Source organism: Mycobacterium sp. JS623 (assembly GCF_000328565.1).
GTDB lineage: Bacteria > Actinomycetota > Actinomycetes > Mycobacteriales > Mycobacteriaceae > Mycobacterium.
On record NC_019966.1, the window covers coordinates 78,083 to 91,040 of the forward strand.

Genomic DNA, 12,958 nt, shown 5'->3' on the forward strand with positions numbered 1-12,958 from the left:
CGAAGATGGACACGTGAAGTCCACTCTGCTGTCGCGCCGCGATCTCGACTTTCTCCTTTATGAATGGCTGCGCATCGACGAGCTCACGAAACGCGAGCGCTTCGCCGAGCACTCCCGCGAGACCTTCGACGGCGTTCTCGATCTGTGCGAGCAGCTGGCCACGCGCTACTTCGCGCCGCACAACAAGAAGAGCGACGCCAACGAACCGCACTTCGACGGCGAGACGGTCACCCTCATCGATGACGTCAAGGAGGCGTGGGACGCGTTCGCCGCAGCCGACCTGATCGCCATGTCGATGGACGAAAACCTCGGCGGCGCCCAGCTGCCCGCCACCGTCGCAGAGGCTGGCTTCGCTTGGTTCTCCGCCGCCAACGTCAGCACCACGGGCTACCTCATGCTGACGATGGCCAACGCCAACCTGCTGGCCAAGTTCGGTACCGACGAGCAGGTCGAAGCGTTCCTCAAGCCGATGCTCGCCGGCCGGTTCTCCGGCACGATGGCCCTGTCCGAGACACAGGCCGGCTCGTCACTCGCCGACATCCTCACCCGCGCCGAACCGCAGGACGACGGCACCTATCGGCTGTTCGGATCGAAGATGTGGATCTCGGGGGCCGAACACGACCTGACCGAGAACATCGTCAACCTGGTGCTCGCCAAGATCCCCGGCGGTCCGCCGGGCACCAAGGGCATCTCGCTGTTCATCGTGCCGAAGTTCCTCGTCAATGCCGACGGCTCCATCGGTGAGCGCAACGGCGTCGTGCTCGCCGGCCTCAACCACAAGATGGGCCAGCGCGGCATCACCAACACCGTGCTCAGTTTCGAGGGCGCCGTCGGTTATCTGGTCGGCGAGCCGCACCGCGGCCTGGCCTACATGTTCACGATGATGAACGAAGCCCGTCTCGGCGTCGGCATGGGCGCGGTGTCGCTGGGCTACACCGGATACCTCAAGTCGCTGGAGTACGCGCGCGAACGGCCACAGGGCCGGCCGGTGCTGGCCAAGGACCCGTCGACGCCGCAGGTGCCGATCATCGAACACGCCGACGTCAAGCGAATGTTGTTGGCGCAGAAGGCCTATGTCGAGGGCGGCATGGCGCTGCTGCTGTATTGCGCCAAGCTCGTCGACCTACAGCACAGCGCTGAATCCGACGACGAGCGCGATGCGCTCGGCCTGCTGCTCGACATCCTCACGCCAGTCGGCAAGAGCTGGCCGTCGCAATGGTGTCTGGAGGCCAACAGCCTGGCCATCCAGGTGCACGGCGGATACGGCTACACCCGCGAGTACGACGTCGAGCAGCACTACCGCGACAACCGGCTTAACCCCATCCACGAGGGCACGCACGGTATCCAGAGCCTGGACCTGTTGGGCCGCAAGGTGACTCAGCGCGGCGGGGCCAGCTTGGCCGCGCTCGGTGAAGCCGTAGACACCACCGTCGCCACGGCCGGTGCCACCGGCGGTGCGGCCGCCGAGCTCGCTACCCAGCTCGACTCGTCGTGGCAGCGCCTCGTCAGCGTGACCACCGGGATGTTCGGCTCGGGTGACGTCGAAGCCGCGCTGGCCAACAGCGCCATCTACCTCGAAGCCTTCGGGCACATCGTCGTTGCGTGGATATGGCTCCAGCAGTTGCTTGCCGCCAACGGACGCACCGGCGACTTCTACGACGGCAAGCGGCAGGCGGCACAGTACTTCTTCCGCTACGAGCTGCCCAAGACGGCGCCACAGCTGGACCTGCTGGAAAGCCTGGACCGCACGACCCTGGAGATGCGCGACGCCTGGTTCTGATCCGCGCTCTGCTTTTACGTATGACAAGTAATTGGATTGCCGTGTTTGAATCCCCCCGCCCAGTGGGAAGCCGTCCGCGGGTATGCCTACAACACTTCAAGACCTCACCCATTGGGTCCTGACCAAGGGCCTGCACATCGTCCTCGTCGTGCTCTTCGCGATCATCGTCACGCGGGTCATCCGCTGGGTCGCGGGACGGATCAGCACGCGACTCACCAGGGGCGACGATCGCGACGCGACAGTGCGCTCGGAAACCGTCAAGCACGGACAGGCGGTCGCCTCGGTCATTTCGTCGGTGGCGATCGCCCTGCTCTACGTGGTGGTGGCCGTCGACATCGCCAATCAGCTTGGCCTGCCGCTTGGTTCGCTGGTGGCGCCGGCGGCGGTGCTCGGTGCCGCACTCGGGTTCGGGGCACAACGCATCGTGCAGGACCTGCTCAGCGGATTCTTCCTGATCACCGAGAAGCAGTACGGCTTCGGTGACCTTGTCGAGCTCAGCGTGACGGCCGGTGGCTCAGCGGTCGGCACTGTGGAAGACGTCACACTACGCGTCACCAAACTGCGCACCAGCGACGGCGAGATGTACACCGTGCCCAACGGCCAGATTGTGAAATCACTCAACATGTCGAAGGACTGGGCACGCGCGGTTGTCGACGTGCCGGTGCCCACCTCGGCCGACCTGAACAAGGTGAACGACGTGCTGGGTGACGTCGCGAAGGCCGCGATGCAGGACGATGGCCTGCCGGAGCTCTTACTCGACGAGCCGTCTCTGATGGGCGTCGAGAGCATCGAGGTCGACACCGTCAATCTGCGGATGGTGGCACGCACGCTGCCGGGTAAGCAGTTCGAGGTCGGGCGTGAGCTGCGGGCGCTGATCGTGTCGTCGTTCCGTCGCAACGGCATCGCGACGTCCGGTGCGGTGACTAGTCAAAACTGATCAACTGCCGGACGGCACGTCCGTCGGCGAGTTGATCCATGCCGTCGTTGATCTGGTCGAGGGTGATCGTCGACGACACGAGCTTTTCGACGGGCAGTCGGCCTGCCCGCCACAGCCCGACGAAATGCGGGATGTCGTGCGACGGCACCGCAGAGCCGAGGTAACTGCCGATAAGCGAGCGGCCCTCGGCGACAAAACCCAACGGCGACAACGTGATTCGCGCATCCGGCGGCGGCAGGCCGACGGTGACGGTGCGCCCGCCAGGGGCGGTCAGATCGATCGCGGTCTGTAGGGCCAGCGGGTGGCCCGCTGCCTCGATGACGACCGCCGCCTTGAGCCCGCGCTCACGAGCCTCGTCGGGGGTGTACGCCTCGTGAGCGCCCATGGTCCGCGCCAGCTCCAGCTTGTCGGCCAGCTGGTCGACGCCGATCACGGTGACGTGGTCGTCGGCGAGCGCGGTGATCACCGCGGCCATGCCGACGCCGCCCAGTCCGACGACGATCACGGTCTGGCCGGGCTGCGGGCGTCCTGCGTTGATCACGGCTCCGCCGCCGGTGAGCACGGCGCAGCCGAGTAGCGATGCGACCTCGGGCGGCACGTCGTCGGGCACCGGCACCACCGACCGACGGTCGACGACGGCGTAGGTGGCGAAGCCGGAGACCCCGAGGTGGTGATGGACGGGCCGGCCGTTGCGCGACAGTCGGCGCTCGCCGCCCATCAGGGTGCCGGCGCCGTTCGCAGCGCTGCCGGGCTCGCATGGTGTCAGCCCATTGGTGGCGCACGCCGGGCACTGGCCACATCGCGGCAGGAACGTCATCACGATGCGCTGCCCGACCGGCATGTCGTCGACCGCCGACCCCGCCTGCTCGACCACCCCCGCTGCCTCGTGCCCCAGCAGCATCGGGACCGGGCGGACGCGGTTGCCGTCGACCACCGACAGGTCGGAATGACAAAGCCCGGCCGTTTCGATGCGGACCAACAGCTCGGAGTCGCCGGGCGGAGCAAGTTCGAGCTCGCCGACAGACAGCGGTCGCGATTCGGCATAGGGCCGGGGTCTTCCTATTTCTTCTAGTACGGCGCCGCGGATCCTCATGAGGACCAGCCTGCCGTGACGCCGGCGGAGCCGGCAATCCAACTACTGCCAGACTGCTGCCATGACAAGCGAGCAATCGCTCACCAGCGCGGATTTCCCGGTGCACTGGCCGGTGCTGACCCGATGGACGGACAACGACATGTTCGGCCACCTCAACAACGCGGTGTACTACGAACTGTTCGACACCGCGATCAACGGGTGGATCAATACGACGTGTGGCATCGATCCGCTGACGGTGCCCTGGCTGGGAGTGGTCGCGGAGTCGGGTTGCAAGTACTTCGCGGAGTTGAAGTTCCCCGATCCGCTGGTCGTCGGGGTGGCCGTCGGCCGGCTCGGCAATAGCAGCGTCACGTATCGGTTGGCGCTGTTCCAGGCCTATCAGCCGCTGGCAGCGGTCGGGCATTGGGTGCATGTGTACGTCGACCGTGAGAGCAGGCGGCCGGTGCCGATCCCGGGGCCGATTCGGTCGCTGCTGGAGTCGATATGCTCGCCGGATGCCGCTCGTAAGCAAGACAGTTGAGGTAACCGCGCCCGCGGAGAAGATCATGGCGATCGTCGCCGACTTCGAGTCGTATCCGGAGTGGAACGAGGAGATCAAGGGCTGCTGGGTGCTGGCCAGATATGACGACGGCAGACCGAGTCAGCTGCGTCTCGACGTCACCGTCCAGGGCCAGTCGGGCACGTTCATCACCGCGGTCTACTACCCGGCAGAAAACCAGATCTACACCGTGCTGCAGCAGGGCGAGTTCTTCGAGAAGCAGGAGCAGCGGTTCTCGGTGGTGCCGATGGGCGCGACCTCTCTATTGACCGTCGACTTCGAGGTCGAGACCAAGCTGCCGATCCCGGGGCCGATGGTGAAGAAGGCGATCGGAGACACGCTGGACTATCTGGCCGACAACCTCAAGACGCGCGCCGAGCATCTGGCGGCCAAACCCTAACTCAGCTCCACAACCCGATCTCCTCGAGCCGGGCCACCAAACGCTGTGCTGCGTCGGTGAACTCACGTGACGTGAGCCGGACGACGGTGTCCACGTCGCGACGGCGCAACGCGGCGATGAGCTCGCGATGGCCTGCCACCGCCGCTGCACCCCACGCCGGTTCACTGGCATAGATCTGTCCGGGTATGTAGCGCGCGACGTGCAGCAGGAACCACGCCAGCTTGATTCGGTCCGTTGTCCGGTTGAACGCCCGGTGGAAGGTGAACTCCGCCGCGACGATCTCCTCGGGATTGCCACCGTCAACGGCAACGGCGAGGGTCTCATTGAGCCGCTCCAGCTCGTCGGCCTGCGCGTCGGTGATCCGTGCTGCCGCGGTGGCGGCCAGCTCCTTAGCGATCGTGGCCTGCAGCCAGAAGATGTCCTCGATGTCGTTGCGGGTCAGCGGCACCACCACGTGCCCGCGGTGCGGCTCGAGCTGAACCATGCCCTCGCCACGCAGAGTGCGCAGCGCCTCGCGGACCGGTGTGATGCTGACGCCCAGCGCAGCGGCGGTTTCGTCGAGCCGGATGAAGGTCCCCGGCCGCAGCGTGCCGGTCATGATGTCGGTGCGTAGCCGTGCTGCGACCTCGTCGGAGAGCTGCTCGCGGCGTACCGCCAGCCGCCGCTGTGAGCGGGGTCTGGCGGGTGCGTTCATGGCTCTCTCCGGTTGTCTCGCGTGGGCTTGTCCCCGCGGCGCCGAGGTCTTAGTGTGACCACGGCAACATAATGTTTGATCAAATATCAACGCCGCGCAACCCGCCGCCCGAGGGAGCACTAGCTGTTGACCGCTGAGCCGTCACCTACCGACCAGCCGTATCTGGCGCGTCGGCAGAACTGGATCACGCAGCTCGCCAGGCACGCGTTGATGCAGCCCGAGGCCACGGCGCTGCGGTTCCTCGGTCACACGACGACCTGGGGTGAGCTCGACCGCAGGGTGACCGCGCTGGCGGCTGCGCTGAGCAGGCGCGGAGTCCGTTTCGGTGACCGCGTGCTGATCCTCATGCTCAACCGCACCGAGTTCGTCGAATCGTTCCTTGCCGCCAACAAACTGGGCGCCATCGCCGTACCGGTGAACTTCCGGATGACCCCGCCGGAGATCGCGTTCCTGGTCAGCGACTGCCAGGCCCGCGTCGTGGTCACTGAAACCGTGCTGGCCGGCGTGGCCACCGCCGTGCGGGACCTCGACCCGACGCTGCAGACCGTGATCGTCGCTGGTGGCGCCACCGATGACGCAGTCATCGGCTATGACGACGTGATCGCAGAACAGGGGGACCCGGCCCCAGTTGTCGATATCCCCAACGACTCGCCCGCGCTGATCATGTACACGTCGGGCACCACGGGCAGGCCGAAGGGCGCGGTGCTCACCCACACCAACATCGCGGGCCAGGCGATGACCAATCTGTTCACGATCGCGGCCGACGTCAACAATGATGTCGGCTTCATCGGGGTGCCGCTGTTCCACATCGCCGGCATCGGTAACACGATCACCCCGCTGCAGCTCGGGCTGCCGACGGTCATCTATCCCCTTGGCGCCTTTGATCCCGCCCATCTGCTCGACGTGCTCCAGGCCGAACAGGTGACGACGATGTTCCTGGTGCCCGCGCAGTGGCAGGCGGTGGTCGCCGAGCAGCGGGCCAACCCGCGAAAGCTGGCGCTGCGAGTGCTGTCGTGGGGCGCCGCACCGGCGTCGGACACCCTGCTGCGCGAGATGGCCGAGACCTTTCCCGGTACGCAGATCTATGCCGCGTTCGGACAGACCGAGATGTCGCCGGTGACTTGTATGTTGTTGGCGCAGGACGCAATTCGCAAGCTCGGCTCGGTCGGCAAAGTTATCCCGACGGTGGCCGCGCGCGTCGTCGACGAGAACATGAACGACGTCCCAGTCGGCCAGGTCGGCGAAATCGTCTACCGGGCACCAACGCTGATGGCCGGCTACTGGAACAACCCGAAGGCCACCGCCGAGGCGTTCCACGGTGGTTGGTTTCACTCCGGCGACCTGGTCCGCCAGGACGACGAGGGTTATGTCTGGGTCGTCGACCGCAAGAAGGACATGATCATCTCCGGCGGCGAGAACATCTACTGTGCTGAGGTCGAAAACGCGCTGGCCGCACACCCCGCCATCGTCGAGGTGGCGGTGATCGGGCGTCCAGACCAGAGGTGGGGCGAAGTGCCGGTGGCGGTAGCGGCCGTTCGCAGCGACCTCTACCTCTCCGATCTCGACGGATTCCTGACCGAGCGGCTGGCCCGGTACAAGCATCCGAAGGCGCTGGAGATCGTCGCTGCGCTGCCACGCAACCCAGCTGGCAAAGTCCTGAAAACAGAACTGCGAGCGCGGTTCGGCGCGGAAAGTTTCATTGACGCTGGCGAAAGTTCTACTCCGCCAACGGTTTCTGCTGCGGCACAAGACATTTAACGGACGGGGGAGGGTTTGCTAACGGTTACGGGCACAATCCTGCCGATGCGGTGCACTGGCGGTACAGCATCGGGTACAGTCCTGTGGTCCGTCTTACTACTTGCGAGTAGGGAGACGGACATCACACACACGGGGTTGGGGCAAGGAGGGGGCGTGCGACACGGGCTGCCGCTGCGCCACGACCGTCACGGTTTCGTGGTGGGAGCGACCTGGTGACGGCGTCGACCGGCATGGTCGGCTATGTCCGAGAGCAGACCAGACCTGCCCTGCAGGCCGTCGGCGGTTTTACTCGTATGTGCGTGCTGACCGGGAGGGCACTGTTCCGGCCCTTCCAGTGGCGCGAATTCATCCTTCAGAGCTGGTTCTTGTTCCGGGTGTCGTTCCTGCCGACCCTCGCGGTCTCCGCGCCGCTGACTGTGCTGCTGATCTTCCTGCTGAACATCCTGCTCGCCGAGTTCGGCGCCGCCGACGTGTCCGGTGCGGGCGCGGCAATCGGCGCCGTCACTCAGTTGGGCCCGCTGGTCACCGTGCTGGTGGTGGCAGGCGCTGGGTCGACAGCCATTTGCGCAGACCTCGGCGCGCGCACCATTCGTGAAGAGATCGACGCGCTCGAGGTGCTCGGCATCGATCCGATCCACCGCCTGGTGGTGCCTCGTGTGGTCGCATCGACTTTCGTCGCGTTGTTGCTCAACGGCGCCGTGGTGACCATCGGCTTGGTCGGCGGATTCGTCTTCGGCGTGTACCTGCAGAACGTGTCGGCGGGCGCCTACGTCTCGACGCTGACACTGATTACCGGCCTGCCCGAAGTGCTGATCTCGGTCATCAAGGCCACGGTCTTCGGCCTGATCGCCGGGCTGGTCGGCTGCTACCGCGGACTCACGGTCTCGGGCGGCGCCAAGGGCGTCGGAACTGCGGTCAACGAGACGCTGGTCCTGTGCGTCATCGCGCTGTTCGCCGTCAACGTGGTTCTGACCACGATCGGCGTGCGGTTCGGAACGGGGCGCTGACATGAGTACCGGCGCCGTTCTGCGCTCACGATTCCCGCGGGGAACCGCGCGTGCTGAAAGAGTCGCCGGTGCGCCTGCGCGATTCCTCGACAGTGTCGGCCACGTCGCGTGGTTCATCGTCACCGCACTGGGCGCAACCGGTCATGCGCTGCGGTACTACCGCAAGGAGACGCTGCGGCTGATCGCCGAGATCGGCATGGGCACCGGCGCGATGGCTGTCATCGGCGGTACCGCGGCGATCGTCGGCTTCGTCAGCTTGTCCGGGTCGTCGCTGGTGGCGATCCAGGGTTTTGCATCGCTCGGCAATATCGGCGTCGAGGCCTTCACCGGATTCTTCGCCGCGATGATCAATGTGCGATCCGCTGCTCCGCTGGTGTCCGGCGTCGCGTTGGCTGCGGTCGTCGGCGCCGGCGCGACGGCCGAACTGGGCGCCATGCGGATCAGCGAGGAGATCGATGCCCTCGAGGTGATGGGCATCAAGTCGATCTCCTACCTGGTCTCGACTCGAATCATGGCCGGCTTCGTGGTGATCATCCCGCTCTACGCGATGGCGATGATCCTGTCCTTCCTGTCCGGTCAAGTGACCACCACGTTGTTCTACGGCCAGTCGACCGGCACGTATGACCACTACTTCCGCACGTTCCTGCGGCCCGAGGACGTGTTCTGGTCTTTCATGGACGCGATCATCATCTCGGTGATCGTCATGCTCAACCACTGCTACTACGGCTATTTCGCCAGCGGTGGCCCCGTCGGTGTCGGCGAGGCGGTCGGGCGGGCCATGCGGGCGTCGTTGGTGGCGGTGGCGTTGGTGGTTCTGTTCGTCGCGTTGGCGCTCTACGGCGTCGACCCCAACTTCAACTTGACGGTGTAGCCGATGACCGCACCCGTGAACAAGTCCCGCACACCACCGTTCAAGGCGGCGGGCGCGGTCTTGACGCTACTGGTCGTCGTCGCGATGGTCCTGGTCTTCCTCCAGTTCCGCGGCACCTTCCTCGACCGCGAGGATCTGACGATGATGGCGGCGCGGGCCGGCCTTTCGATGGATCCCGGCGCAAAGGTGACCTACAACGGTGTTGAGATCGGCAGGGTCGGCAACGTCGACCAGATCGATGTCGGGGGCGAGCCCAAGGCGAGGATCACGCTCAAGGTAGATCGCAAATATCTGCACTTGATTCCCAAGAACGTGAATGCCGCCATCACCGCCACCACAGTGTTCGGCAACAAGTACATATCCTTCACGTCGCCGAAAAACCCGACGCCGCAACGCATTTCCCCGTCGGATGTGATTGACGCGACGTCGGTGACGACCGAGTTCAACACCTTGTTCGAGACGGTCGTCGAGGTGGCCCAGCAGGTCGACCCGATCAAGTTGAACCAGACATTGAGCGCCACCGCCGAAGCGCTCAGCGGGCTGGGTGATCGGTTCGGCCAGTCGATCATTCACGGCAACCAGATCCTGGACGACGTCAATCCGCTGATGCCCCAGATCCGCCGCGACAACCAGCTGCTCGCCGATCTGGGTGACGTCTACGCCAACGCGGCGCCAGACCTGTTCGACGGCCTGGAGAACGCCGTCACCACCGCGCGCACGCTCAATGCGGAGCAGGGCAACATCGACCAGGCGCTGATGGCGGCTGTCGGATTCGGTAATACCGGCGGCGACATCTTCGAACGCAGCGGTCCCTACCTGGTCCGTGGCACTGCCGACCTGGTGCCCACCTCGCAGCTGCTCGACACATACAGCCCCGCGCTGTTCTGCACGATCCGCAACTTCCACGACGTGGAGCCAAAGGTCGCAGCGTCCCTGGGTGGCAACGGGTATTCGCTTCGGACCACCAGCGAGCTGATCGGCCCGGGCAACCCCTACGTCTATCCGGACAATCTGCCTCGGGTGAACGCCAGGGGCGGCCCCGAGGGCAGGCCGGGCTGCTGGCAACCGATCACGCGCGATCTGTGGCCCGCGCCGTACCTGGTCATGGACACCGGTGCATCGATTGCGCCGTACAACCACCTGGCACTCGCCTCGCCGTTCGGTTGCGCCGGCCTGCCGCCGTGCATCATTCCGCTGCTTCCGGCCCCGATTCCGGTCATCGCTCCTGGGATCGAATACGTCTGGGGGCGTCAGTTCGGGGAGTACACGATCAACCCATGAAAATCACCGGTACTGCTATAAAGCTCGGCATCTTCTCGCTGGTGCTGTTGCTTTTCACCGCGATGATCATCGTGGTGTTCGGTCAGATGCGGTTCGACCGCACCACCGGATACACGGCGGTCTTCTCCAACGTCAGTGGCCTTCGAGCCGGGCAGTTCGTCCGCGCTTCCGGCGTCGAGGTCGGCAAGGTCTCCAAAATCGAACTGATGGACGGTGGCTCGCAGGCGAAGGTGCACTTCAGCGTCGATCGCTCGCTGCAACTGTTCGACGGGACCACGGCGTCCATCCGGTATCTGAACCTGATCGGCGACCGCTACATGGAGCTCAAGCGCGGCGACAGCAACAAGCGCCTGCCGGCCGGCGGCACCATCCCGATCGAGCGAACCCAGCCCGCGCTCGATCTGGATGCGCTGATCGGCGGCTTCCGTCCGGTTTTTCGGGCACTGGACCCCGCCAAGGTGAACAACATCGCCCAGTCGATCATCACGGTGTTTCAGGGCCAGGGGGGCACCATCAACGACATCCTGGACCAGACCGCATCGCTCACATCGGCACTGGCCGATCGCGACCAAGCCATTGGCGAGGTGATCCGCAATCTGAACACCGTGCTCGACACGACCGTCAAGCACCAGCAGCAGTTCGACGAGACGGTCCAGAATTTCGAGAAGCTCATCACCGGTCTGAAGAATCGCAAGGACCCGATTGCCAGCTCGGTGGCGGACATCAGTGACGCTGCGGGCACAATCGCGGACCTGCTCGCCGACAACCGGCCACTGCTGCAAAGCACGATCACCTATCTCGAGGGAGTCCAGCAGCCGCTTGTGGATCAGAAGGAACAGCTCAACGACATCTTGGTCAGGCTGCCGACGGCGTTCAACATCATCGGTCGCGCCGGTGGTATCTACGGCGACTTCTTCAACTTCTACGCCTGCGATATCACGCTGAAGACGTTCGGGCTGCAGCCCGGCGGTCCGGTTCGCACTGTCAAACTCACCAGTCAGCCGTCGGGTAGGTGCACGCCGCAATGAGGACACTCGAGGGGTCGGACCGCATCCGAAACGGGTTGATGGGCATCATCATCCTGATTCTGGTGCTCGGCGTCGGCCAGAGCTTCGCGAGCGTTCCGATGCTCTTCGCGACACCCACCTACTACGCACAGTTCTCCGACACCGGCGGCATCGGCACGGGTGACAAGGTGCGCATTGCCGGCGTCGACGTCGGTCAAGTTCGGTCGATGCGAATCGACGGGGACAAGGTAGTGATCGGCTACTCGCTGCAGGGCACCCAGATCGGCACCGCGAGTCGCGCATCGATCCGCACCGACACGATTCTGGGTCGGCGCAATATGGAGATCGAACCGCGCGGCACTGACCCGTTGCGCGCCAACGGCGTTCTGCCGTTGGGTCAGACCACCACTCCGTACCAGATTTACGACGCATTCTTCGACGTGACCAAGGCGGCCTCTGGCTGGGACACCCAGACGGTGAAGCGGTCGCTGAATGTGCTGTCCGAGACCATCGATCAGACGTATCCGCATCTGTCCGCGGCACTCGACGGGGTGGCGCGGTTCTCCGACACCATCGGCAAGCGCGACGATGAGGTCAAGCAACTGCTCGCCAACGCCAACAAGATCGCGGGCGTCCTCGGCAACCGCAGCGCGCAGATCAACCAACTGTTCGTCAATGCCCAGTCGCTGTTGGCAGCGATCAATGAACGCCACTACGAAGTCAGCATGCTGCTCGAAAGGGTCGCGTCGTTCTCTGAACAGGTGAAGGGTTTCATCGACGACAACCCGAACCTCAACCACGTGCTCGAGCAACTGCGCACCATCAGCGACGTGCTAAGGGACCGCAAGTTCGATCTGATGCAGACGCTGACCACCGTAGCGAAATTCGTTGCGTCCCTTGGTGAGGCGGTCGCCTCCGGCCCGTTCTTCAAAGTCTTTTTGGCGAATCTGCTGCCCTACCAGATCCTGCAGCCGTTCGTTGACGCCGCATTCAAGAAGCGCGGTATCGACCCGGAGAAGTTCTGGGGCGATGCGGGCCTGCCGGCTTTCCGGTTCCCCGATCCGAACGGCCAGCGGTTCCCGAATGGCGCGCCTGCGCCTGCGCCGACGGTGCTCGAAGGTACGCCGGAACATCCCGGCCCCGGCGTTCTGAAGGGCTCGCCGTGCTCGTACACGCCTGGCGTTCCTGAGGGCCTGCCGCGGCCGGGAGACCCCCTGCCGTGCGCGGGCCTAACGACCGGGCCGTTCGGCGGTCCTGAGTATCCTCCGCCCGACGTTGCAACCTCGAATCCGAATCCGAACGGGCCCGGTTTCACGCCGGGCGTGCCTGCCGCTGCCATCCCGGGTCAGCTGCCGCCGGACATGCCGGGCGCGCCCGTACCGATCGCGCCGGGGCCGCCCGGAGCGCGCACCGTGCCGGTGGGCCCGCTGCCGCCGCAGCCGCCGGACTTCACCCCGGGTATCGCCCCGCTGCCGCCTGCCCTGACCGGTCCGCCACCGCCGCCGGGGCCCGGTCCCGACGCCGGGCCGGCAGGCACGCCGCCGCTGCCGGGCAATCCGCCGTACCTCCCGCCCGGATCGCAGGGGGGCTGA

At 65.3% G+C, this 12,958-nt stretch carries 12 protein-coding genes; 10 read left to right on the forward strand and 2 right to left on the reverse strand.

Translation table 11 applies throughout. From position 1 onward, the window contains the following. Positions 1-13: 13 nt before the first annotated feature. Positions 14-1,780 carry an acyl-CoA dehydrogenase gene (locus tag MYCSM_RS00390; RefSeq protein WP_041311060.1) on the forward strand — a complete coding sequence of 589 codons (1,767 nt, stop codon included), beginning with the start codon at positions 14-16 and terminating at the stop codon, positions 1,778-1,780. Between the two features lie 82 nt (positions 1,781-1,862). Continuing rightward, on the forward strand, positions 1,863-2,717 hold the full coding sequence (locus tag MYCSM_RS00395; protein WP_015304132.1) for a mechanosensitive ion channel family protein: 855 nt from the start codon (positions 1,863-1,865) through the stop codon (positions 2,715-2,717). Here the strand turns inward: MYCSM_RS00395 and MYCSM_RS00400 are convergent. Continuing rightward, positions 2,704-3,810 carry an alcohol dehydrogenase catalytic domain-containing protein gene (locus MYCSM_RS00400; RefSeq protein ID WP_015304133.1) on the reverse strand — a complete coding sequence of 369 codons (1,107 nt, stop codon included), beginning with the start codon at positions 3,808-3,810 and terminating at the stop codon, positions 2,704-2,706. The genes MYCSM_RS00395 and MYCSM_RS00400 overlap by 14 nt on opposite strands. Positions 3,811-3,871: 61 nt before the next feature. Here MYCSM_RS00400 and MYCSM_RS00405 point away from each other — a divergent pair, with 61 nt between their 5' ends. Both MYCSM_RS00405 and MYCSM_RS00410 read left to right on the forward strand, forming a co-directional pair. Continuing rightward, positions 3,872-4,330, forward strand: coding sequence for an acyl-CoA thioesterase (locus MYCSM_RS00405; protein WP_015304134.1), 459 nt, complete (start codon positions 3,872-3,874; stop codon positions 4,328-4,330). Beyond that, entirely contained in the window at positions 4,305-4,748 is a 444-nt protein-coding gene (locus MYCSM_RS00410; protein ID WP_015304135.1) for an SRPBCC family protein, read from the forward strand. The genes MYCSM_RS00405 and MYCSM_RS00410 overlap by 26 nt, the downstream gene beginning before the upstream one ends. 1 nt (position 4,749) lies before the next feature. Here the strand turns inward: MYCSM_RS00410 and MYCSM_RS00415 are convergent, their stop codons facing one another. Then, positions 4,750-5,442 carry a GntR family transcriptional regulator gene (locus tag MYCSM_RS00415; RefSeq protein WP_015304136.1) on the reverse strand — a complete coding sequence of 231 codons (693 nt, stop codon included), beginning with the start codon at positions 5,440-5,442 and terminating at the stop codon, positions 4,750-4,752. A 126-nt stretch (positions 5,443-5,568) separates the two neighbouring features. Here MYCSM_RS00415 and fadD5 point away from each other — a divergent pair, with 126 nt between their 5' ends. The 6 genes from fadD5 to MYCSM_RS00445 all read left to right on the forward strand — a co-directional run bounded on the left by fadD5 (position 5,569) and on the right by MYCSM_RS00445 (position 12,958). Beyond that, positions 5,569-7,200, forward strand: coding sequence for a fatty-acid--CoA ligase FadD5 (gene fadD5 / locus MYCSM_RS00420; protein ID WP_015304137.1), 1,632 nt, complete (start codon positions 5,569-5,571; stop codon positions 7,198-7,200). A 212-nt stretch (positions 7,201-7,412) separates the two neighbouring features. Then, a complete protein-coding gene (locus MYCSM_RS00425) occupies positions 7,413-8,207 on the forward strand; it encodes an MlaE family ABC transporter permease (protein ID WP_015304138.1) in 795 nt (264 codons plus the stop codon). 1 nt (position 8,208) lies between these two features. Further along, on the forward strand, positions 8,209-9,078 hold the full coding sequence (locus MYCSM_RS00430) for an MlaE family ABC transporter permease (protein ID WP_015304139.1): 870 nt from the start codon (positions 8,209-8,211) through the stop codon (positions 9,076-9,078). A 3-nt stretch (positions 9,079-9,081) separates the two neighbouring features. Next, positions 9,082-10,359 carry an MCE family protein gene (locus tag MYCSM_RS00435; protein WP_015304140.1) on the forward strand — a complete coding sequence of 426 codons (1,278 nt, stop codon included), beginning with the start codon at positions 9,082-9,084 and terminating at the stop codon, positions 10,357-10,359. Next, positions 10,356-11,387 (forward strand): virulence factor Mce family protein, encoded by a 1,032-nt coding sequence (locus tag MYCSM_RS00440; protein WP_015304141.1) that lies wholly within the window; start codon positions 10,356-10,358, stop codon positions 11,385-11,387. Before MYCSM_RS00435 ends, MYCSM_RS00440 begins: the two co-directional genes overlap by 4 nt. Continuing rightward, positions 11,384-12,958, forward strand: coding sequence for a virulence factor Mce family protein (locus tag MYCSM_RS00445; protein ID WP_015304142.1), 1,575 nt, complete (start codon positions 11,384-11,386; stop codon positions 12,956-12,958). Before MYCSM_RS00440 ends, MYCSM_RS00445 begins: the two co-directional genes overlap by 4 nt.